Here is a 26655-nt window from a genome sequence, read left to right as displayed (position 1 = left end):
ATTATTTTGGATCTAAAGTATTATTTATTCTTTCAATACAATCTCTATAATGGTATTTGGTTTCTGTATTTACAGCTGCTCTTGCTGCTGCAGTTAAGGTACGCTTTAGTTGGTTGAGTTCGCCTCTTACTAAAGCTCTTACATCAGATTGATTGACATTAAAATATTGTCTACTTCGTCTTGGGTCCAAGTCTTCCGTCATTAAATAAATCATTCGATCCAAATATACACGTTGAAGATTGCGTCTGTAGACAGAAACATTGGAGGCTGATTTAGTCTCGGACCAAATACCGTTTCGTGTATCCTTCAGCATATCTAAAGCCGAATAGTTTTTGGCATCCATGGCTTTATGATCTATTAGTCGACCCAAACGCTCAAAGTTGAGAAGATTATTTAAATGACGACCTTGTAAACGTCTTAAACGCTCTGTGTAACCGGCATAATTTATATTTTGAAGAATACGTTTATCCAATAACCAATCTGGTGTTTCAAAAGCATTCTTGTGCAGCCATTGCATTGCTGATTTCTGATAGGCCTTGTCCACAGGATTATAAACAGCACCGTTTTGCGATGGATTCTTGGTATCCTCTACTACACCTCCAATATGTGTTACCACATGACCAACATAACGACTCCAAACACCAAGTAACTCGCTATAGAGCTCATCCAAATCATCATAATTGTTAGTTTGGTCGCTAGTCCAGATAGGTAGATCCTTAGCAACAATCTTGAGGTTTTTCAAACCGTATGTACTTGCTTTAATACTATTGTTCCCAATATCTTCAGTTTGTGCCGTTGGATCAAAACGACTACTTTGTTTCCCAAATTTATACTTAGGATCACCTGCTTTTTCCATGATCCAACTGTTCAAAACTTCCTTTTCATCATCCGCAGATGTTGCTTCTGGAATATAGCGGTAACCATAATTAATGGCATAATCATCATACGGTCCCAATTGTCTCACAAAGCGAATATTTTTGTCTCCTGGTTGTGCTATGTAATTATAACGAGCATAGTCCATAATGGTCGCAGCTATGCCATTCTTCTGGGTAAAATCACCATCACGATAACTCTCAACATCATAAGCATAACTTGCACTCATGTTATGAGGTAAGCCGAGGGTATGACCAACCTCATGTGCAATTACCATTTTCATCATTTCGCCAATTTCGTCCTCAGGTGTGTTAAGCGTTCGCGCCGATGGATTAGCGGCTCCCGTCTCCAGCATGTAACGATTTCTGTAAGAACGTAAATGGTTATGGTACCAAATAATATCACTTTCTATAATTTCACCACTTCTTGGATCAGAAACACTTGGTCCGGTCGCATTACGTGTGGTACTCGCCACATAGCGCACTACGGAATACCTAATATCCTCAGGACTAAATTCAGGGTCTTCCTCCTTACTTGGTGGATCCTTAGCAATAATGGCATTCTTAAACCCAGCAGCTTCAAAGGCTTTCTGCCAAAGTTCAATACCTTCTTTCATGTACGTTCTAAATTTCATAGGTGTAGCAGGATCCAAATAGTACACAATAGGTTTCACTGGCTCTACTAATTCACCGCGCTTATAGGCCTCAATGTCTTTTGGAATCAATTGCCAACGTCTTAAAAATGTCTTTCTATCGGCTTTGAGTTCATTGCTACCATAATCGTATTTGCTCAGTGTAAACCAACCGACACGTTCGTCAAAATAACGAGGTTGCATTGGTTCTTCCGGTAAAAGGATCATGGATTGATTCATTTGTACACTAATGGTTTCATCTCCAGTATTTACTGGTGGTTCAGAAGCGTTATAAGTAAAGTCCTGAATCACCTCAATATTTTTCGGATAACTTTTCATATCGTTAATAAAGCTTCGGGACTTATCTAGATTTCTAACTTTATATTGTTTTCTAAAAAATGACGGTAAACCACTTATAGCCTTAACATCCGATCCATAAAAATTGGTAACGTCTATAACTACTGAAGAAGAATCTTTGGAAAAAGCTGCTATATCAAACGCGTATATCGTTGGCTCGTAATTATTGGCTCTTACAGAAACATTAATTGGTAAACTATCTGCGGCTATAGCACTAGAAGATTTTTCCTTAATCAGAATTTTATTTTTAAAGCGCTCCCAATTAATCATTCGTGTATTGGTTTTAGTACCTGCATTGACATAACCTCCGCCCAAGTTAGCTGGTAACTTGGCAAAACGTGTTACTAGCAACATGTCCGTATTGAGATAGTCCATTGGGATTTCAAAATAGTACTTCTCTCCTACCAAATGCACGTCGAAAAGCCCCTCGTCAGTTTTGGCGTCTTTAGTAATCACCTTATTGTAATCCTTGATTTTACCTGGTTTCTTTTTAGGCGTTTGCGGTTTCACTGAAGCTGTCTGAGACGATTTTGAAGACGCCGCTTTTTTAGCTGTAGAACAAGATAAAATAAGTAAAGAACAAAGTGTTAAAGCGAGGAAATGTTTCATTTTCAAGTCAATTTTTTGCGGTTGAGAGCCTAAAGATAATTAATAGAATTATAGTAACAATTTATTTCTTAAAAGCTGTTAAAAAAGTGTGGTTATTCCTTAATTCTGAAGTACTTTTGCAGAAAATATGGAGCATGTCGAAATTATTACCTGTCTTTAGAATTGTAGCACTGCTAGAAGGCTTGTCTTATATACTGTTGTTGTTTATTGCCACACCTCTTAAGTACTTTGGGAATGATCCGCAATATGTTAAGCTTTTAGGTATGCCACATGGGTTATTATTCATTGCCTACATTGTTTTGGCAGTGTTAATAAGCAAGTCCATGAAATGGTCAACACGAACATTAGGGATCGTTCTTATTGCGTCCCTTATTCCTTTTGGAACATTTTATATTGACAAGAAATACTTAAAGCTATCTAATGCGTAATTTAAGACATATTGTATACGATTTGCTCATCGAGAAAGGTTTTGCAGAGCACACGGCAAAATACCTCAATATGCTAGCGCTTCTAATTGCCCTACTATTAGTAGCTTTTATAATTGATTATGTTACTAAGCGCTTGCTTTGGCGCTTTTTTTCTGGTATTGCCAAACGTACCAAGACTAATTTTGATGATATTTTAATTAGTAATAAGCTCCCTAGGAATATTGCGCATATCATTCCACTTATCATTCTTATTGAATTTGTACCGCAGGTATTTTCTGATTTTGAATATGCCGAAAACATTATAGAAAAAGTACTTAAGATTGTTGCGATTCTGCTAACGTTAAGAATTATTCGCAGTTTTTTAAATTCGATAAAAGACTATCTAAAAACTTTAGCACGCTATAAAGACAAGCCTATTGATAGTTATATCCAGGTCTTTTTGATTTTTATTTGGCTGTTAGGGGTCTTCGCCATTTTTTCGATATTAACAGGTGTTACATTTATAAAGTTTGCATTAACACTAGGAACGGCATCTGCAGTTATTTTATTAATATTCAAAGACACTATTCTCGGATTTGTAGCAAGTATCCAAGTCTCTATAAATGATATGGTGCGCATAGGTGATTGGATTACTTTTGAAAAATATGGTGCCGATGGTGATGTAGTAGAAATAAATCTAGCAACAGTAAAAGTGCAAAATTGGGATAAGACCATTACTACGATTCCCACCTATGCTCTAATTTCTGATTCCTTTAAGAATTGGAGAGGTATGATGGCTTCTGGAGGCAGACGTATCAAACGCTCAGTTATTATTAAAACATCTACCATAAAATTTTTGACGGATACAGATATCGAAGAACTTAAAAAGATTCAATTGGTCTCCAAGTATCTTGAAAATGCATCAGCTTCGATAGCCAAGTATAATGCTACGCACCATGCAGATAAGTCTGTACTTATCAATGGTAGAAATTTGACCAACTTTGGCGTATTTAGAAAATATTTACAGACCTATATCGAAAATCACTCTGCAATAAACAAGGATATGACCTTAATGGTTCGTCAACTAGAACCTACGCCTCAAGGTATTCCAATGGAAATCTATGCGTTTAGTAGTGACATCCGTTGGCAAAACTACGAATACATTATGGGAGACATATTTGATCATGTCTTGGCATCTGTGAAGTACTTTGATCTTGAAATATATGAATTAGCTGTAGCTTCACCGCAAGTATAATTTTATAAAACTTTGTGACTTCGAGCGATTATTGAAGAATCAACAAATTTACCCCCTTTCTTATTTAAAGGACATTCTAACTCAGACTCTCACTTCAATCGATCCCTAACGAACTCTACTTCTGTTTTACCATGAGGTTTTGGTTTGCCATCCTCTCCTAAGTTTACCATTATAATATTATCTACAGTAAGAATGGTTTCACGTGTCATCTTATTCCTTGCTTCGCATTTCATGGTGATTGATGACTTCCCAAACTTTGTAACCTCTATACCAATTTCTACAATATCTCCTTTTTTGGCAGATGCCATAAAATTAATTTCTGATATGTATTTGGTAACGATCTTAGAATTCTCGAGTTGAATAATAGTATAAAGTGCTGCTTCTTCATCTATCCATGCTAATAGCTGGCCTCCAAACAAAGTGCCATTTGGATTTAAATCTTCGGGTTTTACCCATTTCCGTGTGTGGAATCTCATACAGTGTTTAGTCGTTTATTCGTTTTTGGTTGAGTCAGTTTCCTTTAACTACAGTAGTGTTTGCTGCCCATCCGAATCATCATTCGGAATCTTTAAGCTCGTTCCCAATTGATCATTCATCTGTCTAATTAAATAAGCAGAAAGTAAAGGCGATTCTTTTTCGATATTTTGATGAACAAAGAAATTGATATGTTCAATGCCATTGTCTTTCCAAATCTTTAAGCGTTCCACCCAATCGTCTAGTCGTGTATAATCGCTTTGGTGGTTGGCACCAACATAACGTATAAACGCTCTGGAGTTGGTTAATCGCATATGCATGATATCTCGTCGTCCTGCACTATCCACGATGATATTAGAGATACTATTTTCCTCTAGCAGCTGATATAGGTCTTCTGCTATAGTTTTGTCGTTGTACCAGTCTGTATGTCTAAACTCAACAGCAAGCGGAATTTCCTTTGGCCAACTTTCAGCAAAATGCACAACACGATCAAAATCCTTAGGTGCAAAATTACTATGCATCTGTAAAAACACACAGCCTAGCTTCTCTTTTAGATTCACAGCACTATACAGGTAATTGTCAACAACCGGAGCAACATCATCATTTAAGCGTTTCCAGTGACTTATTTCTTGATTCAACTTCGGGAAAAATTTAAAGTTATCAGGTGTTTTATCGTACCATTTTACAAATTGTTCTGGAGGAAATATTCTGTAAAATGTAGCATTCAACTCGATGGAATTAAATTGACGTGAGTAGTACTCTAATTCATCTTTTGTGCCTCTTGGATAAAAGCCTTTCAGATCTGCCTTATTCCATTTGGCACAACCCACAAAAACATCCATTTTATTGGATGCGTTTTTCTTTAAAACCTTTATGGTATCAGGATGATCAGATGGTAAGGTAAAATCAATATCGGTTGGATTATCTACACTTCCAAATTTCATAATTGTAATCTTTTTCCAAATTTACAAAACTATAATCCATTGGATATAGGAATTAGTCTTAAAGAAATTGTAACAATTACGTATCTTGACATACATATTACATATCAATCCATAAATTATCACTTCATGAAGACTCTAAAATTATTAAGTTCATTATTTATTCTTTGCTTTGTGCTTACCACAACTGCACAATCAGCAGAAGACATTGTAGATACCTATATAGAAAATATAGGCGGCGCCGAAGCTTGGAATAAGGTAGAATCAGTAAAAATTACAGGCGTAGGTAAACAAGGTGGTCAAGATTATCCTTTTGTAGCGACCTTTATGAAAGACGGTAGATCAAATATTACTATTGAACTTCCAGGTACGTCTATGGTGTATCAAGCTTTTGATGGTGAAACAGCTTGGGGTATGAACTTCCAGACTCAGAAAGCAGAAGCGCTTGATTCCGAAACGTCTTTAAATATGAAAAATGAAGCAAAAGACAATGTTGAAGTCTTTTTAAACTATAAAGACAAAGGATATGCTGTTGAGTTTTTAGAGAAAACAACTTGGGAAGGTACTGAGGTCTTTAAAGTGAAGCTTACCAAAACACCAATGGTAGTAGATGGTAAGGAAGAAGAGAATACGGAGATTTATTATTTCGACACAGAAAATAATGTGCCTATTGCATCTGAAGCAATTGTTAAATCTGGACCAGCTAAAGGTGCTACTGCTCAGTCTATTATGACAGACTATCAAGAAGTAGATGGCTTGTATCTGGCTCACACTATTATTGAAAAATTTAACGGACAAACAGGATTGGAAATGATCTACAAGACTGTAGAGTTTAACACCGAAGTAGATGAGTCTATTTTTAAAATGCCTAAAGAATAACTTACAATTCAAATAAATTAATAATTCTAAATAAACACTAATGAAACACTTAAAACTATTTCTTTTTACACTAATTGCGGGCTTTGGCTTAACAATTAACGCGCAGACTGCTGATGAAATTATTGAGACTTATCTAGAAAATATAGGTGGTGCAGAAAGCTGGAATAAATTAGACGGTATTAAGCTATCTGTAAAGATTAATCAAGGTGGTATGGAAATTCCAGCTGAGATTGTACGATTAAAAGAAGGAAAGCAAATGGTTGTTATTGATATTCAAGGCCAAAAAGTAAAGCAAAATGTTTTTGATGGTGAAGTACTATGGAATACCAATATGATGACACAAAAAGCTGAGAAAGGTACTCAAGAAGCTGCAGAGAACATGAAGCTTGAAAAAGCAAACTTCCCTGACCCATTTTTGAATTATAAGGATAAAGGCTATAGCATTGAATTAATGGGTAAAGAAGAAATAGATGGCACTAATACATTTAAGATAAAGTTGACTAAGAGTCCTATGTTAGTAGATGGTAAAAAAGAAGATAATATATCTTATTACTTTTTTGATACTGAAAACTTTGTGCCTATTGCGATGCAGAATGAGATAAAATCAGGTCCTATGAAAGGAAAAATGTCTCAAATTACATTTAGCGATTACCAAGAAGTTGATGGTCTTTACTTCGCCTTTTCAATGACACAAGGACTAAAAGACCAACCAGGTTTTTCTATGTCTGTAGATGGTGTTGAACTGAACCCAGATGTCGATGTAAAAGCATTTGAGTATCCAGAAGATGAAGCCTCTGAAGAGCCCAAAGACAAAAACTAAATACAAATTTTAATCCCCAATTTTCTTGGGGATTTTTTCAAACCAATCAACTCAATTAAATCATGAAAAAAATAACAATTCAATTGGTGTTCTTTTTATGCTTAGTAGCATTTAGTGTTCAAGCACAAGACGATTCTAAAATTAATGGCGAAGCCATATTTGGTGACCTTACCGCGAGACATATAGGTCCTGCCCTTATGAGCGGTCGTATAAATGACATGGAAACACATCCTACTAATCCAAGAATCATATATGCTGGAACAGCTGGTGGTGGTGTTTGGAAAAGTAATGATACTGGTACAACCTTTAATCCTATTTTTGATGACTATTGCCAATCCATTGGTGCTGTTGCAGTAGATCCAAACAATCCCGACAAGGTAATATGGGTTGGTACTGGTGAGACTTGGACACGCAATAGTGTATCTATTGGTGACGGTCTTTATAAGTCCGAAGATGGTGGCGCCAATTGGAAAAAATATGGTTTTGAAAAATCAGAAAGGATTGCAAATATTATTGTAAATCCTAAAAACTCGAATGAAGTTTATGTAGCGGTTTTGGGCGCACTTTGGGGCGATAGTGAAGAACGCGGTATATATAAGACTACTGATGCTGGAGCGACTTGGAGCAAGATACTCTATACAGATGAGCGAACTGGTTGTGCGGACTTGGCCATGGATCCCAGTAATCCAAATATCTTATATGCATCTATGTGGGAATTCAGGCGTACGGGATGGTCTTTTGAGTCGGGTGGTAATAAAAGCGCTTTGTACAAATCTACAGATGGTGGTATTACATGGAATAAAATTCACAATGGATTTCCAGAAGGACAATTAGGTCGTTTGGCTATTGCTGTTGCTCCTAGTAATCCAAATGTTTTATATACGGTTATTGAAGCCGAAAAAGATGAACGGAAAGGTTTATATCGCAGTGATGATGCTGGTGAAAGCTGGGTGCAATTAAATAATGATTTTGGACTTACCGTAAGACCATTCTACTTTTCAAGAATTACAATTGACCCAAAGGATGAAAATGTAATTATTAAAGGCGGATTAACAGGCTCGATATCTAGAGATGGTGGTAAAACCTTTAAACCTTTAGGAAACATGCATAGTGATATTCATGATGTGGTTTTTGATATCAATGATTCAGATCGAATATATGCTGGTACAGATGGCGGTGTTTATCGTTCTTGGAATGGTGGAACCACTATGGAGATTGTAGAAAATCTTCCACTATCCCAATTTTATCATATTAGTGTAGATAATGATGAACCTTACAATGTTTATGGAGGCTTACAAGATAATGGGTCTTGGTATGGGCCATCAAGATCTACTGGAGGCATAAATGCTCGTGACTGGAACTCCATTGGTGGTGGAGACGGCTTTAGAGTACTACGTCACCCAACAAAAAATATCATCTATTCGGAGAGCCAAGGCGCTGGTAATGTTTGGCGCTATGATGTGGATAATGAATTAATAAAAACAATACAACCTTTACCCATGAAAGGTCATGCCAAATTACGTTTTAATTGGAATGCCCCTATGGCTATAAGTAAACACCAACCAGATCGTTTTTATATGGGAAGTCAATTTCTCCATAAGTCCGAGGATATGGGCAATACTTGGGAAATCATATCACCAGATTTAACAACCAACAATCCTGAAAAGCAGCAACAAGAAGCATCAGGTGGCTTATCTATGGATAATTCTGGCGCAGAAAATCACACGACAATCTTCACAATTGTTGAATCTCCCTTTGATGAAAATATTATTTGGGTTGGCACAGATGATGGCAACATACAAATCACTAAAGATGGTGGTGAAAACTGGACCAATACGTCACTAGATATCCCTGGCTTACCCAAACATACTTGGGTCTATCATATAGAAGCTAGTGTCCATGATAAAGCAACGGCTTACGCTGTTTTTGACGGTCACACCATGAACGACATGACTCCATATGTCTACAGAACTACTGATTTTGGGAAAACTTGGACGAGTATCACAACTTCAGAGATCACTGGTTTTGCGAGAAATATTCAAGAGGATTATGTTAACCCTAATCTATTATTTTTGGGAACTGAATTTGGCCTATATATAACGCTAGATGGTGGTAAGAGCTGGAGTAAATTCACTAATAATGTGCCTTCAGTAGCCATTCACTTTATTGATCTTCAAAAAAGAACTAATGACTTGGTGCTTGGAACTCATGGACGTGGTGTTATTATTATTGATGATATTTCGCCTTTAAGGGAAATTAGTCCAGAAGTAATAAGTAAAAAAGTACACTTCTTTGAATCAAAACCAACGGTTATGGTAGATCAAAGCGGATTCTCAGGTAATTTTGGAGCAGAAACACAGTTTGTAGGTCGGAATCCTTCAAGAGTTGCCCAAATTAAATATTTGCTTAAAAAGCGTCATACATTTGGTAAAATGACTATGGAAATTCAAGATATGGACGGCAACAAGGTGTCAACTTTAAGTCCAGGTAAGTCTAAAGGAATCAATATTGTGAATTGGAACTACAGAATAAAACAACCAAAAATAGCCAAAGGTAAGACTACTACTGGTGCTGTTTCACCTCGGGCTCCAGCAGGAACTTATAAAGTTGTATTAACTAAAGGTAAGGAGACTTATGAGCACAGCATTGAATTGGTCTACGATGCTAACGCTGGCCTAACTGATGGTGATAGAGCAGACAAACAGGACGTTACTATGAAGTTATATGATATGACTCAAGAATTAGCTTATATCGTATACCAAATAGACGCTATTTTAGAGAATACAGGTACAGATAACAAGTTGGGTAAAAAAATGTTAGCATTAAAAGAGACTTTAGTAATTACTACTGGAGACAATTATGTTGGCTCTGCAGAACCACAATTACGTGAGCTAATGACTCAGGTTTTTGCTAAAATAGCATATAGTTATGATAGCCCATCGCCTAATGAAATGGATAATTTATCAATTATTGAAGAGCGATTTAGTAAAGCTAAAAAAGATTTCGAAAAACTAAAGTCGAAAGCTAAAACAAAATCTATGGAGCTGCAATCATTTGAAGATTTCTTAAATGATTAGTTAGCCAAAGTGTATATATATTCAAGACCGACTTATTGATATAGTCGGTCTTTTTGTTGATAACACCGTTAACAACATATTCCCTATCCATTGTAATCGCTCAGGTTAATATCTAAATTTAGTTTCAAATTAATCCTTAATCACTAGATCATGACGACTCGGACTAAAGATCTCCAAAACATAAGACCTACAATTGCCTCTGCAAAAGTTTATGATTCCATGAGTTTTGAAGAGGCCTTTCAGAATAAAACATTGCGACCAATTATTAAAATGCAGCATGATCTGTTTGTTGCTGTCTTCAATAACTATATCGGCAAACGAAAAAACGTCTTCTACGATTTATCTGTCCAGAAACAACTGGCATATATCGATAATGCCATACATAAGGACATGAAGTTTAGAAATTCTATAAAGGGTATGATCATTGGTCAGTTTACCGTTGAAGAATACAAGTTGTACATTCAAAATTCTTCAGCTTTGAACAAACGTATGATGAATATTGTAAAGGAACGTCTAATTAGTAGTATTCAACTTTTTACCAAGCCTGAAATATTAAAAGCTGTGTAATTTAAAAACTAAATAGGTTACATGTTTTTAATACTTGGAATGGTTTTTGGTGCCTAACTTGGAAACCTTCATTTTAGAAAGATGATCAAAAGTATACCTTTAGCTACAGTCGTTTTAGTATTTTTTGTAGCCAATAAACAACCTGATAACGAGAAATGTTTAACATTGAGGAATTCAACTTTATTTTACGGAAAAACGAAAAATAATCAGATTATTATTAGTGGTAATAATCATACGGAATTTATTGGTTCATATTTTATAAAATCTAAATTAGAATGGGTGAACGATTGTGAATATAATAGAACTATAATAAGTATTAGAACTACTACTACTTATCGTAAAAAAAGAACCAAAAGACCAGTGCGAATTAATGAAGAAGATTATATGCCCAGAAAATTAAGAAATATAAGGTCTGGACCTTCACGATTTAATGTAGGTGATGTGTTAAATGTAAAAATAAATGATATTATTGATAACGAGGTGTTTTACACCGCTACTCGTGGCAATAAAAGTTGGGACGGAGAAATGACTTTAAAACAAAAGAAAAAAGGAAAGAAGAAAAAAAAGAAATCACAATCTTAAAAATAATTGGATTACAATAACGATTCTCCATTAAGATTTGTCGTCAATACATCACTCATATAATCAAAATACGGTCGTATTTTTTTAAAGGCGTCGTTGACATTTTCCAAGTAATCGTCTGCAATGACGGCTTTGTCTGTATACTGTTTTGTGAAGATAAATTGTTTACGACGTATAAGATCTATGGCTGGATGTTCTTTATCGAAACCCTTTGGTGCAGTCTTTAACTCATCACCTACGAATCCTCCCCAAGTGCCTTTAAACGTTTTATCATTTAGGATATCACGAATTTCACTATCATCCATCTCAAACTCCTTTCGTATGCGCAGTAGGTCTTCTTTATTAGGATCCCAAAAACCAGTCGCAATAAATGATTCGTTATTAGGTTGAATATGCAAATAATAACCACCTCTTAATTCTGGTTTTTTTCTGGCAAACGAACCGCCAAAATGTGTCTTATAAGGAAGCTTGTTTTTCGAGAAACGTACATCTCTGTAGATCCTGAAGATTTTGATCTTTTCTATTTGATCGTGAGCACTCATCAATTCGCCAAGATGATTATATGCAGACTTAACCTTGGCCTCAATAGCCTTAAATTCAGGTTTGTGTTCATTAAACCAATCCCGTTCATTATTCTTGGCCAGTTTTTTGAAAAATGTAAGGGTTTCTTTAGGTATCGTAGTGCTCATTGTTTAAGATTTGTATAAAAATAAAAAAAGCCATCTTAATTGATGGCTTTCTTTAGCTTAATTATTTATTGTCGTCTACTAAATCTTCTACTTCGTCCGAAACATCATCTGCTACATCCTCGACTGCATCGCTAGCTTTATCAACGGCCTCTTCTACTTTATCGCCTGTTGATTTTTGTTCTCTACAACTCGTGGTCATTAAGCTTAGACTAAATAGTGCCATAAATATGTATATGAGTTTTTTCATTGTTCTAAATTTAGTGGTTAATATTGCGTTTTGATTTGTGCTTCTAGTCAATTATATTCTTTTGGAAGCCCCTCTAAATAAGGATAGTACAAAAAGTACTAAAAATATAAAGAAGCATATTTTAGCTATTGTAGCCGCCCCTCCTGCTATACCTCCAAATCCTAAGATTCCGGCAATTATTGCAATGATTATAAATGTGATTGTCCAACGTAACATAATTTTTCATTTTTTTATGATTAATATATTCAGTAATTCTGTTCAACAGATTACTAGGTGAAACCAGAACTATTCTGAATCACTCAAAAACTTATTATTTAACTTTTTAATTATTTGAAAACGCTTCTTGCAAATCGGGAGATTTAACACTAAGCTTATTATCGAACTGCAGTGTTCTAATCGGGAATGGAATATTAATGCCCTCTTTGTCATAAGCCTTTTTAATTTCAATAATGGCTTTTGTTTTAGCTTTCATTTTTTCGAGCATACTTTCAGCATCAATCCAGAATCTGCACAAATAGTTGATAGAACTATCTCCAAATTCTGTATAATAGAATTCTACGTCATCTGCAGATTCAACTTGCTCAAAAGTATTGGCTATAACATCTTTTGTGAGTTGTTCTACTTTTTCCAAGTCGGATTCGTAGCCTACACCACACTCCAAAAACACTCTCATTCGTGTTGTAAGGGAATAATTCTTAAGCGGATTTTCCAATATGGTTTTGTTAGGAATTACTACAATATTATTATCAGCTTCCTTTAATGTAAAATCCTTTAGATTAATATCTATGACTTCACCAGAAAAACCAGTAGTTTCTACCCAATTTCCTATTTGAATTTTCTTTCTAAATGATAAGATTAAGCCAGCAAATGTATTTGCCAAAGTTCCTTGTAGTGCCAAACCAATGGCCAAACCAACGACACCAGCACCTGCTAGCAAAGAGGTTAAGGCCTTGCCTAAATTCATAACGCCTAAGGCCATAAATAAACCCAAGGCAACGATGACGACAGCAGAAACTCTTGAAATAGCATTCTTTATAGAGTCCTGTTCTACTCGCTTAGATACTAATTTTCCAATAAATTTACTCGTGTATTTAGAAGTGTAATAGGCAGCTACCATCACTAAGACAGCCAATATAAAATTTGGTATGTATTCTATAGTCGTATTAAACCAGCCTTGTAATTTATCTATAAGATTTCCAAGGGCTTCATTAAATTGTGATTTCATTATTATGTTTTTTTAATTAAAAGATTCATTTTAGATGAACTTAACGCTTATCTTTCTAAAACTGTCTCATTTAATTGTGATTCTGTTTCTTTTGTAAATGCATCTAACATCCAACTACTTTTCTCCAATTCTCTAATGTAGGCCCCAATTAAATCTATGGTTCCCTCATCATTAGAAGCTTGTGCTTTATCTATGACTTTGGTCATTTGTACTAGTAGTGTAGCATGATTATTTAAAATAGTCTTGACCATTTCCTTATCAGTTAATTTTGAGGACGCTTCTTCAATTGAAGCTGTTTTTAAAAAATCTTTTAGATTACTCATCGGGTGGTAACGCAGTGTTAATATACGTTCCGCTATTTCATCTATTTTTATCCTTGCGTCGGTGTAGAGTTCTTCAAATTTCTCATGAAGTTCAAAGAAATTCTCGCCTAAAATATTCCAATGGAAATTTCTGAGATTCTGGTAATAAATTTGATAATCGGCTAATAAAGTGTTGAGTTCTACAACAGTTGGTAATAATTTTTCGTCTTTAATATTTAAGTAGTTCATAACTATTGTTTAAATTTTTATTTGGTTAAACTTAATTGTACACTATTTAATATAGGCGTGTATTAAAGTTTGTCAAGTGACTTAACAAGGTTTAACACCAGTGTACTTCTATTATGATAATTTTATGTTAACATGGGTAGGATATGTTAATGAAATTTAACTGTTAATATCTTGAATTAGATTCTCAAAAATAAACTTGTGTGTTGCGGGAATTTTCAGTATAATGCATAACTTTTTTAAAACACAATCAAATTTTATGGGTAGACCAGCAACAAGACCAACTAAACTAAAAGATGGTTATTATATTGAAATCAGAAACAAAGGTTCAAAATCAGGCGTAAAACTTTACAGTGGAACAAAATTGCAGATGCATCGTGCCATAAAAATGTATGAGCGTTCGAAAGAAGTTATCATACTCGGCGAATCTGTCAACGGAAAGTTTGTTGATAAAGAACCAAAATTACATGTAGTAGATTAACTATTTATAACGGAATTTAGAAAGGGTGAAAATAATTTTCACCCTTTTTTGTTGGTTCAAACTTTATTAGCAATTTAGGATTTACGATATTTTTTATACATTGTTAATTAATTGAGCAGCCTTTTCTGCTAAATACTAACTAATTTAAATCAACATTATTATGACAAATTCTATTAACAAACCACCCATTTGGTTCTGGGTTGTGAGTGTAATTGCACTGCTCTGGAATGCAATGGGAGTAATGGCTTATTTGGCAGATGCCTTTATGACGGATGAAATGATTTCGCAGTTGGACGAGAGGCAACAAGCGTTTCAAATGCTAGATTTTCCTGCATGGTATACAGCATGTTATGCCTTGGCAGTCTTCTGTGGCTTTTTAGGCTGTGTTTTTTTATTAATAAGAAAATCTTGGGCAAAGCCATTTTTTGTAATTTCGTTTATCGCTGTGTTAGGCCAAATATTACACAATTACGTACTTAATGATATTTATGCAGATATGAATTTAACCGTAAATACATTTGAACTAACTATGGCAATAGCGATTCCTGTTGTGGCCATATTATTGATCTTATTTTCTAGAGACGCAGCCAGAAAAAATTGGATCAACTAAAAATTAACCAACCAATCTTAAAAAAGGTATTAGTTTAAACGCTAGTGCCTTTTTTTATTCAAAATTTATGGAATGTAAAATCAATCCTGAAGCTGGTGCAATATAGTCCATAACTTCTGTGCTATCTTCTTTCAATGTAGTCCTTATATAATCTAAGGTTACCTCTCCTCTACCTAATTTGATTAGACAACCAAACATAAGGCGAATTTGATTTCGCATAAAACCTTTACCTTTTATTTTAAATACATAGGATTTTTCTGGAAAGAAATTCGCTCGGTAAATAGTGTTATTAAAAATTTCTGAAGAATCTATAGTTCTAAGATACTCTCCTTTGTCAGTAGCCTTATAACAATAGGTTTTAAAATTGTGAGAACCTTGAAATAACTTGGCACCTTTTTTCATTAAATCAACATCAAGAGGTTCTAAAATCGTTGTTAGTATTGGCGCACAGAACGGATGGTTCTTTTGACCTTCTGAAAAGACATAATGATACTCTTTGATTTTTGAATCTTGGATAACGTTAAAGTCCTTATCTACTTCTTTGATGGACAATGCTCGTATGTCTTGTGGTAAATTATGATTAAAGAGCTTTAGGAACTCATCAAAATCCATTATTGGCTCCTTATAAATAAACAGCTCTAATGCGGCTTCATTGGCAGAAACCATGGCATCAGTGCGTCCAGCTCCCAAGGTTTTAAAACGGGTTTCACCAAGAATATATTTTAGAGTACGATCTATCATTAAATGTATGGTCTTTACATCAGGTTGCTTTTGCCAACCATGAAAACGATAACCCAAATACTGAATTTTTAATAGATAGTAAAAACGCTTTTCAAACATATTGGCAAGAACGCTATTTTATTGAAAACTAAAAAGTCCACAATAAAAAAACTACTGCGATTTGACACAGTAGTTTTTAAAGGTTTTATGTCTTAGCTATTTATTCTATGACTAATTTCTAGGTTTTTGTCTGTAATTGAGCACCAGTGGGTGCATTTATTTCAAGAGGAATCGTAGTATCATCGGATTTCGATAATTATAATAGTACTTCCTATTCACAATTATTTGCAAATAAAGTTACGTTAGAACTAACTTCAATTAAGAAATACATTTTTCATTATTTCGTATGCCTTTTCTCAAGTACGGAAACCACATCGTTTAATTTGAAGTTTTTTGCCTGTAAAAGCATTAAATAATGAAATAATAAGTCTGAGCTTTCTTCTAAAAATAACTCATCATTATTGTCTTTGGCTTCTATAACAACTTCTACAGCCTCTTCACCTACTTTTTGAGCAACTTTATTAATACCCTTAGCAAAAAGAGAAGCTACATAAGATTTTTGGGTATCTGCATTTTCAATTCTCGAAGTAATTACATCTTCTAAAGTCGAAAGGAACCCAAAAGATGCTTTGTTTTTCTCATTCCAGCATGTATCAGAACCCTTATGGCATGTCGGACCTTTCGGGTTTACCGAAACTAAAAGCGTATCACTATCGCAGTCCAATTTTATATCTATTAGATGCAAAACATTACCACTTTCTTCTCCTTTTGTCCAAAGTCTTTTCTTTGTTCTACTAAAGAATGTTACTAAGCCAGATGCCTTTGTTTTTTCCAAAGCCTCCTTATTCATATAACCGAGCATTAAAACATTTTTTGTTTTAACATCCTGAATGATAGCTGGTACTAAGCCATCTGTATTTTTATTGAAATTTATATTCATAACCTTACTTCAATTCCTTGTTTTCTTAATTGATTCTTCAGTTCTAATATTGGAATTTCTCCAAAATGAAACACACTAGCTGCCAAAGCCGCATCTGCTTTTCCTTTAATAAATGTATCGGCAAAATGTTGAACGGTTCCCGCTCCACCTGATGCAATAATAGGAATATTAACTAATTCTGAAAGTTTAGCCAAGGCCTCGTTGGCAAATCCTGCTTTTGTTCCATCATGATTCATGGAAGTGAATAAGATTTCTCCAGCACCACGCTCCTCAACCTCTTTAGCCCATTCGAATAATTTAATAGTTGTTGGAATAGTACCACCTGCCAAATGCACAAACCACTCCTCTCCTATTTTTTTTGCATCAATTGCCACCACGACGCACTGACTACCAAATTTTTCTGAAAGTTCATTAATCAATTCTGGACGCTTCACCGCAGAAGAGTTTATGGATACTTTGTCTGCGCCACAATGCAACAAATCATTGACATCTTCAACAGAAGAAATTCCACCACCTACCGTAAATGGAATATTGACTTGCTCTGCAACTTTTAATACCATGTCATGCATAGTTTTACGTTTTTCTTGTGTTGCAGAAATATCTAAAAACACTAGTTCATCTGCGCCCAATTCGGCGTATTGTCTAGCCAATACCACAGGATCGCCTGCGTCGCGCAAATCAACAAAGTTAACACCCTTTACAGTGCGACCATCTTTTATGTCCAAACAAGGAACAATTCGTTTTGTAAGCATGATTACGTATGTAATATAAATTGTTCTAATTCCTTTAAAGAAATTCTATTTTCATAAATGGCTTTTCCAACAATGGCACCTTCACAACCTATAGCTTTCAATTCATGTAGATCATCAATTCCAGAAACTCCTCCAGAAGCAATCAATTTTATGGATTGAGCACCACTACTGTTGCTACAAGCTTTAATTATTTGTCGATATAAGTCTATTGAGGGACCTTCCAGCATACCGTCCTTTGAAATGTCCGTACAAATGACATACTGAATTCGTTTTCTTTGATACGCTTTTATAAAGCTTATAACTTCTTCCTTGCTATTATCTTGCCAACCATTGATGGCTATCTTGCCATCATTACTATCGGCTCCTAAAATAATTTTTTGTGGACCATATTTTGATAACCAACCTTCAAATGTTTTTCTATCCTTTACGGCAATACTTCCACCTGTAATTTGTCTGGCGCCACAATTAAATGCAATATTTAAATCTTCATTGGACTTCAAGCCACCACCAAAATCAATCTTTAAAGAGGTTTTGGAAGCTACTTGTTCTAAAACTTTATAGTTAACGATATGTTTGGCTTTGGCACCATCTAAATCTACAAGATGTAGATATTCAATGCCAGAGGCCTCAAATTCCTTAGCGACTTCAAGAGGATTTTCATTATATATTTTTTTAGTATCGTAATCACCTTTGGTGAGTCTAACACATTTTCCTTCTATAATGTCTATGGCAGGTATAATTCTCATGTCTACTTCCTGCGAAAGCAGGAACATTTTTAATTAATATTTTATTTTCATTTAAAGTTCAAGGAAATTTTTCAACAACCTCTCACCTGTTTTTCCACTCTTTTCAGGGTGAAACTGCACACCAAAAAAATTATCATGCTCTAGTGCGGAAGCATATTCAATGTCATAATCTGAGGTAGCAATGGTTTCATTACAGTGCTCCGCATAATAACTATGCACTAAATACATGTAGTCGCCTTCAATAATATTATTGAACAGACCTGACTTTAAATTCTTAACGGTGTTCCATCCCATTTGGGGCACTTTAATCCGATTAGAAAAGCGTTTTACATTGGTGTCAAAAATACCGAGACCTTCCGTGTCTCCCTCTTCTGTATGATTGCACATCAATTGCATGCCCAAACAAATTCCTAGCACTGGTTGTTTTAGCTGCGGCATAAGCGAATCGAGACCACTCTCTTTAAGCATTTTCATGGCTGAACTTGCTTCGCCAACACCTGGAAAAATCACCTTGTCAGCCTTTATGATTTCAGCTGAATTATCAGATAGCACTGCATTGTAACCTAGACGCTGAAAAGCGAATTGAATACTCTTAATATTACCAGCACCGTAATTTACAATCTTTAAATCCATTACAACACTCCTTTAGTAGATGGTAAAATCATTTTATCCACATCTTGTTTTACTGCCATTTTAATTGCTTTGGCAAAGGCTTTAAAAATGGCCTCAATCTTGTGATGCTCGTTTGTTCCTTCTACTTTAATATTTAAATTACACTTTGCACCATCCGTAAAGGATTTAAAGAAGTGATAAAACATTTCAGTTGGCATTTTACCAATCATTTCACGATTGAAATCTGCATCCCAAACTAACCAGTTTCTACCACCAAAATCAATGGCTACTTGTGCTAAGCAATCATCCATTGGCAAACAGAATCCATAGCGTTCAATGCCAAGTTTATTGCCTAGAGTTTTTGAGAATACTTCTCCTAAAGCAATAGCTGTATCTTCTATGGTGTGGTGTTCATCGACTTCTAAATCGCCATCAACCTTAATGTTTAAGTCAATCTGGCCATGACGCGCAATTTGGTCTAACATATGATCAAAAAAAGCAATTCCAGTATCGATATTGCTTTTACCAGTTCCATCCAAATTAAGATCTATCTTTATCTTAGTTTCGTTGGTGTTACGCTCAATGGATCCAACACGTTCGGTAGTTTTGAGAAACCTGTAGATAGCTTCCCAATCATTGGTTTCTAAAGCGATATAATTTTGTAGCTCATTATTACTCATGGTCACCTCGTCTGTACCGAGGTTAGTATTGTCGTTAATAAAAATCCCTTTAGCGCCTAAATTCTTTGCCAACTCGACATCTGTTAGACGATCTCCAATTACAAATGACTTGATTAGGTCATAATCATCTGAAAAATATTTGGTCAACAATCCAGTATTAGGCTTACGTGTTGGTGCATTGTCCTTTGCAAATGTTCTGTCAATAAATTGTTCTTTGAACACAACACCTTCCTGCTCAAAGGTTTTTAATACAAAATTATGAACTGGCCAAAACGTATCTTCAGGATATATCTCTGTACCCAATCCATCTTGATTGGTAATCATCACAATTTCAAAATTCAATTCCTTAGCTATTTTGCTCAGGTATTGAAAAACCTTAGGATAGAATTCCAGCTTCTCAAATGAATCGATTTGCTCATCTGCTGGCTCTCTAATTAATGTTCCGTCTCTATCGATAAATAGTACAGGCTTCATCATAGTTGATTTAGTATCTTAATTAATAGCTTATTCTCATTTGAGGTTCCTACAGTAAATCGTAGGCAATTTTCACATAAGGGTTGTTTAGTTCTATTTCTAACTACAACTCCTTTATCAATCAACTGTTTATAGCGAAAATCTGCGTCATCTACTTTTGCTAAAACAAAATTGGAATCTGATGGATAAATAGTTTTTATAAAAGAGAAGTTGTTCAATTCTGAAATTAGTACACTTCGTTCTTTTAAAATTGAAGCTATCTGTTCCTCTACTGCGCCAATTTCATTTAAACGGTCAAGGGCTTTTTCTTGAGTTAATTGATTAACATTATAAGGTGGTTTTATTTTATTCAATACTGAAATAATAAATTCTGAAGCGTAACAGATTCCTAAACGAATTCCTGCCAAACCATAGGCTTTGGACAAAGTTTGAGTTACAATAAGATTTGGAAATTCATTAATTCTGCTAAGCCAACTTGCTTTAGCTGAAAAATCAATGTAGGCTTCGTCAATGACTACTATTCCTTTAAATCCATTAATCAGTTCTTCTACTTTGTTAGCACTGAAACTATTTGCTGTCGGATTGTTTGGAGAACATAAGAACAACAACTTTGAATTGTCGTTTTGAACATGGAGTATTTTATCAACTTTTGGTTCGAAATCATCATCTAACTCTACTGAAATAATGTCAACCGCATTTAAATCAGCCAACACTTTATACATTCCATAAGTTGGTGGCAACGTGATGACATTATCTTGTCTAGGCTCACAAAAAGCTCTAAACAATAAATCCAAAACTTCATCACTACCATTACCCAATAGGATTTGAGATGTTGAGACACCTTTTATCTCAGCTAATCGCTCCTTAACCTTAGTCTGTTGTGGATCAGGATATCTATTCACATTCGTTTGGAATGGATTTTCATTAGCATCAATAAAAACCATATCTGCACTGGCATCCTTATACTCATCTCTTGCTGATGAATACGGCTTGATGTGCTTTATGTTTTCTCTTAAAAGGTTATTTACAACTATTTCTTTCATCGCTGTCATTCTGAATTCAATTCAGAGTCTATTATTGGTTTGAGATGCTGAAACAAGTTCAGCATGACAAGTCTATTTATTTTTCAAATCTTTTAATCGTAGCGTCACGGCATTCTTATGAGCATGCAAACCTTCAGCTTCAGCCATAAGTTCAATTGCCGGACCTATAGTTACTATGCCTTTCTTAGATATTTTTTGAAAGGTCATACTTTTTTGAAAGCTATCTAAGTTGACTCCAGAATATGCCTTCGAAAACCCATTTGTTGGCAAGGTATGGTTTGTACCAGAAGCATAATCACCTGCACTTTCCGGTGTATAATCACCTATAAATACAGAACCTGCATTACCAATATTTTCTGCAAAGAAGTCGTTATAATTCGTAGATACTATGAAGTGTTCAGGACCATATTCATCAATTAACTCTAAGGCTATCTTGAAGTCATTTACTATAATAGACTTGGAGTTGGCAATAGCATCTCTTGCTATGTCTTTTCTCGGTAATACTTCTAGTTGTTCATTGACTTCGGTGCTAACACGTTCTGCAAATGATTTTGAAGTCGTCACTAAAATCACCTGACTATCTGACCCGTGTTCTGCTTGACTCAATAAATCTGATGCTATATAAGTCGGATTAGCAGATTCATCAGCCATGACTAATAATTCGCTTGGACCAGCTGGCATGTCTATTGCCACGCCATACTTGGTAGCCAATTGCTTAGCAACGGTCACATATTGATTACCTGGACCAAAAATTTTATATACCTGAGGAATAGATTCTGTGCCAAAAGTCAATCCAGCAATAGCTTGAATACCACCTACTTTAATTAATTTAGTCACACCACATAGTTGTGCTGTATATAATATTTCATTTGCAATCTTACCTTCACTGTTGGGTGGAGAACACAACACAATCTCCTTACAACCAGCAATTTTTGCTGGTACAGCAAGCATTAAAACCGTTGAGAATAATGGTGCTGTACCACTTGGAATATAAAGACCTACTTTTTGAATAGGACGCTTTTCTTGCCAACATTCAACACCATTCATTGTCTCTAGATAAACTCTATCTGTTTTTTGAGCCGTATGGAATTTTTCAATATTTAATTTTGCTAATCGGATGGCATCTTTCAATTCATTTGAAACGTTGTTTGAAGCTTCAATGATTTCATCTTCTGAAACTGTCAGAGTATCTAATTCTACTTTATCAAACTTAAAAGTGTATTGACCTACTGCTTTATCTCCATTGGCTTTGACATCGCTAAAAACAGTATTAACAATCGACTCAATATCGTCTACTGTTTTGGTTGGGCGTCTTAATATATCTACCCATTGTTCTTTTTTTGGATTTTCGATCAACTTCATATTACAACACCATATTTTCGATTGGACACACTAAAATACTCTCTGCTCCATTGGCTTTTAATTCATCAATAATTTCCCAAAACTCTCCTTTGTTAATTACAGAATGTACAGAGCTCCATCCTTCAATTGCCAAGGGTAATACTGTCGGGCTCTTCATTCCAGGCAATATATCTATGATGTTTTTTACCTTATCATTTGGAGCGTTCAGTAGCACATACTTACTTTGCCTTCCTTTTAAAACAGATTTTAATCTAAATTGAATCTTATTAATGATTGCCTGATTGTCTGCAGAGATTTTTGGTGATGTTGTCAATACGGCTTCAGATTTTAAAAGTACTTCAATCTCTTTTAATCCGTTTTTAAATAAAGTGCTACCACTAGACACAATATCACAAATACCATCTGCCAAACCAATGTTTGGAGCAATTTCTACTGAGCCATTAATGATGTGCAAATTGGCCTTAACACCTTGTTTTTTTAAAAACTGATTTACTGTATTTGGATAAGATGTCGCTATACGCTTTCCTTCTAAATCTTTTAAGCGCTTTGCATCCGAAGATTTAGGCACAGCAATAGATACTTTGCATTTAGAAAAACCTAGTCGCTCAACAATTGTAATATCATTGCCTTTCTCAATTAAGACATTCTCACCAATAATTGCCGCGTCTACTACGCCATCTTTTAAGTATTGTGGTATATCTCCATTTCTTAGGTAAAACACTTCTAATGGAAAGTTACGAGCAGACGCTTTGAGCTGATCTTTACCATTATCAATAGAAATACCAATTTCTTTTAAAATTTTCATAGAGTCGTCATGAAGACGACCCGATTTTTGAACTGCAATTTTTAGTTTACTCATGTTATTAATTAGTATGCTCTGAGAACTCACTAGATTTTTGAAATGAAAAACCCGTTTGAATTCTCAAACGGGTTTTAAAATATATTTTAATTTATCCAATACATTTTCACCTCGCTTGAGCGATTGTATGAAAATGATGATGTGTTTGGATAAAAATCATGTCTTTAATTCTTAAAGCAAAGTTTGCTAAAATTATTTAATAATTCCAAATAATAATTGAACAAAAATTAATTTTTAAGATATTATTAATAATTGCCTTTGTATTTATTGATTTCCTAAAATAATTGGCATTCCGCTATCTCCAGAACCTATAACGATTACCTTACTATTAGAAGATTCTGATAATTTCACAGTAGCTTCAATACCTTTGTCTTGAAGAATTTTGTCCGTTAAGGATGCGCTTAAAATACGGTTAGCATCCGCTTTACCTTGCGCCTCAATAATTACTTTTTCAGCTTCTTTTTTTGCAGTGACTAATCTAAATTCATATTCTAACGATTCTTGTTCTTGCTTAAGTTTTCGTTCAATAGCATCTTTAATTGTTGTTGGTAGTTTTACATTTTCTACTAAAACTCTTTTAACATTTACATATTGACCATCAAGTTCTTTTCTTACTTCTTCTAAAATCTCCAACTCTATAATGTCTCTTTTACTAGAATATAATTGTTCTGGAGTATAACGCCCTACCACACTCTTTGCCGCGGCATTAATTGCAGGATTTAATAATTCTCTAATATAATCTTCACCTTTAGTTTGAATCAGTTTCCCTAAGTTTTTATATTCTGGCTCAAACCAAATCGTACCGCTTACTGTGATATCTAGACCATTTACTGATAACACATTCATATTATCTGAAATAGATTGTTGCCTAACTTTTTGAACTATCATGTCGTTCCAAGGCGCTACAATATGAAAGCCCTCACCATAAGTTCTTTCTGTATTAATACCATTTCCTAGTGGCTCAAATAAGACACCTCCTTCACCTGGACCGATTGTAACTAAAGATTTTGCAACTAATATTACAATTACTACTACCCCTATTAAGATGGGAAGTCCGATTTTTGGTAATTTTTCCATTATTATTTATTATTTAAATTAGTCCGTTATACTTTCTTATAAACCACTCAGAAAATAAACTGAGTGCTATTAATCCGAGCAGATATTTCCAATCTATCAAAGGTACGATATTTTTAGTGCTTTTCTGTATGGTCACATATCGATTATCGTTAAGTAAATTCTCTATTAAATTATTATATTCTGAAACGAAGAATGCCTTACCAGAACTATTGTTTGCAATAGATTGAAGTTTATCAATATCTGCATTTAAGAATTGCTGTTCAACATTATATTCCAAAACCCGAAAGCTGCCAGATGCAGATATCGACTCTGAATTATGTTTTATCGTAAAATCATAAGAACCTGAATCAATACCACTTAAATCTACGGTATAGCTGCCATTGCTTAAGAGTAATGGTACTTCCCTTATGTTGTCGTTCTCCTTATTCTTAATAACAATAGTTAATGATGCTGCATCGTCGAATTCAAAATTTTTGTTGAAATATTGAGCGGAAATAATCACATCATCATTACCGTTGTAAAACGATTTGTAGTCAATGTTGATACGATTTCTCTTTTTATTAGAACTTAGGTATTGCACCAATTTACCCATAAAATTATCGAAATCATTGAAGCTCTCCATGTCTAAAAAAGATTGGGCTCGCCATCTCCAAATACCCTCCCCATTTAGCAAAGCGTGCTTAGTGTTATTAACTTCGAAAGTTGAGAGCATGGATTCTCCAGTGTCGATACCGTTTACTGATTTAGTGAGAATATCATCATGAGGCACTAAAAATTCCAACTTTCCAAATTCTGATTGCAATGGAGGATAATTTTCAAAACTTAAATTATCTATAATGAATGTATTGTAGTTTCTATTTAAAAGCGGCTGAAAATCTTCAGTTTGATTGGTTATGGTTTGTTTGAAGTAGGATTGTGAACTATTGAGCAAATTCCAATTGGTTGTGGTCCCTGTTATGATAAATGAGTTCAATTTTTGCGTATAAATTTCACTTAAAACTGAATTAAAGTTGATATTTGGATTGTAGACAATAACTAATTGAAAATCATTTATTTGATTTAAGTAGTCTTGTGGTTTAAGAATAGATACGCTTCGTTGTTCATTACTTTCAATAGCTTTTTTCAAAGCACCCAAATCTGGATGTAATCTATCGTAAACTAAAGCAATATTGGTCTTCTGATCTATAACTTCAACGCCAAAATTTTTAGAATTATTGACGGTATTCTTTTCATTGTTTAGTGGATTTAATTCTACACGATAGGTTTTAACACCCACACTATTAGCAGTTAGCGCTGTAGATATAATTTCTGAAGTCTTAGAAGCATCAAATTGAAGCGCCTCTCTAAATACTACAGAATTACCAGAGTAAATCTTTAACTCCGTATTTATTAATTCGTTCCCATTATAATTAACAATAATCTCTATAGGAAATTTATTCTTTAAGTACACATAACGATTTACATTGAGTTGTTTAATGCTCAGGTCAGAATATATTGTAGAATCCCCAAGAATAATAGGATATAAAGGTTGTTTTACTGATTTGGAAATATAGCTATAATCCGATCCGTAAGTTTGGTTACCGTCTGTAACTACTACTATTGGCGCCGTCTGATTAGCGTAGACTTCACCAAATTGTTTTAAGGCTTGTGAAATATTTGATTGTCGTTCATTATAATTTAGACTATCCAAGTCGCTTACCGATTTTCCAAAACTGTATGTTTTTATTTCAAAACGTTCTTTCAGTTTAGCATTGGATTCGAGCGTTTCTAAAATCTCATTGACATTTTCATTTTGCTCCAAATAAGAAACAGACTGCGAATTATCTACAGCTACAACTAATGTAGGTTTTTCGTCATAATAGGTGTTAGATTCAAATTTTGGATTGATGAGCAATAGTAATATTCCGAAGATTGATATGGCCCTAAGAGCAAGGAGGACATATTTTATGTTAGATTTAACTTTCGATTTGTATATATACTGAAACAGCGCTAATAAAAGCGCTGCTATTCCAGCCATAATCATATATATTATTGTCTCGTTCTGCATTAAGACTATTT

Annotated in this window: 28 protein-coding genes; 9 read left to right on the top strand and 19 right to left on the bottom strand. The window is 34.6% G+C overall.

Features of this window, described 5'->3' with window-relative positions; all coding sequences use genetic code 11:
• Position 1: 1 nt before the first annotated feature.
• Positions 2-2470 carry a zinc-dependent metalloprotease gene (locus tag H7F21_RS08055; RefSeq protein WP_185788760.1) on the bottom strand — a complete coding sequence of 823 codons (2469 nt, stop codon included), beginning with the start codon at positions 2468-2470 and terminating at the stop codon, positions 2-4.
• Between the two features lie 134 nt (positions 2471-2604).
• On the opposite strand from H7F21_RS08055, the gene H7F21_RS08050 reads away from it, so the two are divergent.
• Both H7F21_RS08050 and H7F21_RS08045 read left to right on the top strand, forming a co-directional pair.
• On the top strand, positions 2605-2898 hold the full coding sequence (locus tag H7F21_RS08050; protein ID WP_185788759.1) for a DUF3817 domain-containing protein: 294 nt from the start codon (positions 2605-2607) through the stop codon (positions 2896-2898).
• Positions 2891-4132, top strand: a complete 1242-nt coding sequence (locus tag H7F21_RS08045; protein ID WP_185788758.1) for a mechanosensitive ion channel family protein — start codon at positions 2891-2893, stop codon at positions 4130-4132. The genes H7F21_RS08050 and H7F21_RS08045 overlap by 8 nt, the downstream gene beginning before the upstream one ends.
• An 89-nt stretch (positions 4133-4221) precedes the next feature.
• Here H7F21_RS08045 and H7F21_RS08040 read toward each other — a convergent pair whose 3' ends face one another.
• Positions 4222-4608 (bottom strand): acyl-CoA thioesterase, encoded by a 387-nt coding sequence (locus H7F21_RS08040; protein ID WP_185788757.1) that lies wholly within the window; start codon positions 4606-4608, stop codon positions 4222-4224.
• Positions 4609-4656: 48 nt separating this feature from the next.
• Positions 4657-5550 carry a DUF72 domain-containing protein gene (locus H7F21_RS08035; protein ID WP_185788756.1) on the bottom strand — a complete coding sequence of 298 codons (894 nt, stop codon included), beginning with the start codon at positions 5548-5550 and terminating at the stop codon, positions 4657-4659.
• A 126-nt stretch (positions 5551-5676) separates the two neighbouring features.
• On the opposite strand from H7F21_RS08035, the gene H7F21_RS08030 reads away from it, so the two are divergent.
• From H7F21_RS08030 to H7F21_RS08010, 5 genes are all read left to right on the top strand, one after another.
• On the top strand, positions 5677-6426 hold the full coding sequence (locus H7F21_RS08030; RefSeq protein ID WP_185788755.1) for an outer membrane lipoprotein-sorting protein: 750 nt from the start codon (positions 5677-5679) through the stop codon (positions 6424-6426).
• A gap of 40 nt (positions 6427-6466) precedes the next feature.
• Positions 6467-7246, top strand: coding sequence for an outer membrane lipoprotein-sorting protein (locus H7F21_RS08025; RefSeq protein ID WP_185788754.1), 780 nt, complete (start codon positions 6467-6469; stop codon positions 7244-7246).
• 62 nt (positions 7247-7308) lie between these two features.
• Entirely contained in the window at positions 7309-10323 is a 3015-nt protein-coding gene (locus tag H7F21_RS08020; RefSeq protein ID WP_185788753.1) for a WD40/YVTN/BNR-like repeat-containing protein, read from the top strand.
• 150 nt (positions 10324-10473) lie between these two features.
• Entirely contained in the window at positions 10474-10890 is a 417-nt protein-coding gene (locus tag H7F21_RS08015) for a glyoxalase (protein ID WP_185788752.1), read from the top strand.
• Positions 10891-10971: 81 nt separating this feature from the next.
• Positions 10972-11472 carry a hypothetical protein gene (locus H7F21_RS08010; protein WP_185788751.1) on the top strand — a complete coding sequence of 167 codons (501 nt, stop codon included), beginning with the start codon at positions 10972-10974 and terminating at the stop codon, positions 11470-11472.
• Positions 11473-11483: 11 nt separating this feature from the next.
• On the opposite strand, the gene H7F21_RS08005 is transcribed toward H7F21_RS08010, so the two are convergent.
• The 5 genes from H7F21_RS08005 to H7F21_RS07985 all read right to left on the bottom strand — a co-directional run bounded on the left by H7F21_RS08005 (position 11484) and on the right by H7F21_RS07985 (position 14184).
• Entirely contained in the window at positions 11484-12161 is a 678-nt protein-coding gene (locus H7F21_RS08005) for a DUF2461 domain-containing protein (RefSeq protein WP_185788750.1), read from the bottom strand.
• Between the two features lie 61 nt (positions 12162-12222).
• Positions 12223-12408 (bottom strand): hypothetical protein, encoded by a 186-nt coding sequence (locus H7F21_RS08000; RefSeq protein WP_185788749.1) that lies wholly within the window; start codon positions 12406-12408, stop codon positions 12223-12225.
• A 51-nt stretch (positions 12409-12459) separates the two neighbouring features.
• Positions 12460-12624: a DUF1328 family protein gene (locus tag H7F21_RS07995; RefSeq protein WP_185788748.1), complete on the bottom strand. Its 165-nt coding sequence runs from the start codon at positions 12622-12624 to the stop codon at positions 12460-12462.
• A 106-nt stretch (positions 12625-12730) separates the two neighbouring features.
• Positions 12731-13633, bottom strand: a complete 903-nt coding sequence (locus H7F21_RS07990; protein WP_185788747.1) for a mechanosensitive ion channel family protein — start codon at positions 13631-13633, stop codon at positions 12731-12733.
• A gap of 47 nt (positions 13634-13680) precedes the next feature.
• A complete protein-coding gene (locus H7F21_RS07985) occupies positions 13681-14184 on the bottom strand; it encodes a Dps family protein (RefSeq protein ID WP_185788746.1) in 504 nt (167 codons plus the stop codon).
• Between the two features lie 256 nt (positions 14185-14440).
• Between H7F21_RS07985 and H7F21_RS07980 the strand changes: the two genes are divergently transcribed.
• Positions 14441-14662, top strand: a complete 222-nt coding sequence (locus tag H7F21_RS07980) for a hypothetical protein (RefSeq protein ID WP_155087696.1) — start codon at positions 14441-14443, stop codon at positions 14660-14662.
• Positions 14663-14822: 160 nt separating this feature from the next.
• A complete protein-coding gene (locus tag H7F21_RS07975) occupies positions 14823-15272 on the top strand; it encodes a hypothetical protein (RefSeq protein ID WP_185788745.1) in 450 nt (149 codons plus the stop codon).
• A 54-nt stretch (positions 15273-15326) separates the two neighbouring features.
• Here the strand turns inward: H7F21_RS07975 and truA are convergent, their stop codons facing one another.
• From truA to H7F21_RS07920, 11 genes are all read right to left on the bottom strand, one after another.
• On the bottom strand, positions 15327-16112 hold the full coding sequence (gene truA, locus H7F21_RS07970; protein ID WP_185788744.1) for a tRNA pseudouridine(38-40) synthase TruA: 786 nt from the start codon (positions 16110-16112) through the stop codon (positions 15327-15329).
• A gap of 277 nt (positions 16113-16389) precedes the next feature.
• Positions 16390-16992 carry a bifunctional phosphoribosyl-AMP cyclohydrolase/phosphoribosyl-ATP diphosphatase HisIE gene (hisIE, locus tag H7F21_RS07965; protein WP_185788743.1) on the bottom strand — a complete coding sequence of 201 codons (603 nt, stop codon included), beginning with the start codon at positions 16990-16992 and terminating at the stop codon, positions 16390-16392.
• Entirely contained in the window at positions 16989-17744 is a 756-nt protein-coding gene (gene hisF / locus H7F21_RS07960) for an imidazole glycerol phosphate synthase subunit HisF (RefSeq protein WP_185788742.1), read from the bottom strand. Before hisF ends, hisIE begins: the two co-directional genes overlap by 4 nt.
• 2 nt (positions 17745-17746) lie before the next feature.
• Entirely contained in the window at positions 17747-18490 is a 744-nt protein-coding gene (hisA, locus tag H7F21_RS07955; protein WP_185788741.1) for a 1-(5-phosphoribosyl)-5-[(5-phosphoribosylamino)methylideneamino]imidazole-4-carboxamide isomerase, read from the bottom strand.
• A 51-nt stretch (positions 18491-18541) separates the two neighbouring features.
• Positions 18542-19123, bottom strand: a complete 582-nt coding sequence (gene hisH, locus H7F21_RS07950; protein WP_185788740.1) for an imidazole glycerol phosphate synthase subunit HisH — start codon at positions 19121-19123, stop codon at positions 18542-18544.
• Entirely contained in the window at positions 19123-20256 is a 1134-nt protein-coding gene (gene hisB / locus H7F21_RS07945) for a bifunctional histidinol-phosphatase/imidazoleglycerol-phosphate dehydratase HisB (RefSeq protein ID WP_185789210.1), read from the bottom strand. The genes hisH and hisB overlap by 1 nt, the downstream gene beginning before the upstream one ends.
• The gene (gene hisC / locus H7F21_RS07940; protein ID WP_185788739.1) at positions 20256-21299 is read right to left on the bottom strand and encodes a histidinol-phosphate transaminase; all 1044 of its coding nucleotides are present in this window, start codon (positions 21297-21299) and stop codon (positions 20256-20258) included. Before hisC ends, hisB begins: the two co-directional genes overlap by 1 nt.
• 72 nt (positions 21300-21371) lie before the next feature.
• Positions 21372-22661, bottom strand: coding sequence for a histidinol dehydrogenase (gene hisD, locus H7F21_RS07935; RefSeq protein WP_185788738.1), 1290 nt, complete (start codon positions 22659-22661; stop codon positions 21372-21374).
• A gap of 1 nt (position 22662) precedes the next feature.
• Positions 22663-23520, bottom strand: a complete 858-nt coding sequence (gene hisG / locus H7F21_RS07930; RefSeq protein ID WP_185788737.1) for an ATP phosphoribosyltransferase — start codon at positions 23518-23520, stop codon at positions 22663-22665.
• A 264-nt stretch (positions 23521-23784) separates the two neighbouring features.
• On the bottom strand, positions 23785-24597 hold the full coding sequence (locus H7F21_RS07925) for a prohibitin family protein (protein ID WP_185788736.1): 813 nt from the start codon (positions 24595-24597) through the stop codon (positions 23785-23787).
• A gap of 13 nt (positions 24598-24610) precedes the next feature.
• A complete protein-coding gene (locus H7F21_RS07920) occupies positions 24611-26644 on the bottom strand; it encodes a VWA domain-containing protein (RefSeq protein WP_185788735.1) in 2034 nt (677 codons plus the stop codon).
• Positions 26645-26655: the final 11 nt, after the last annotated feature.

It is taken from the genome of Winogradskyella flava (assembly GCF_014243395.1).
Taxonomy (GTDB): Bacteria; Bacteroidota; Bacteroidia; order Flavobacteriales; family Flavobacteriaceae; genus Winogradskyella; species Winogradskyella flava.
Note: the sequence above shows the minus strand (reverse complement) of the source record. Positions and strands in the feature narration are given on the sequence as shown.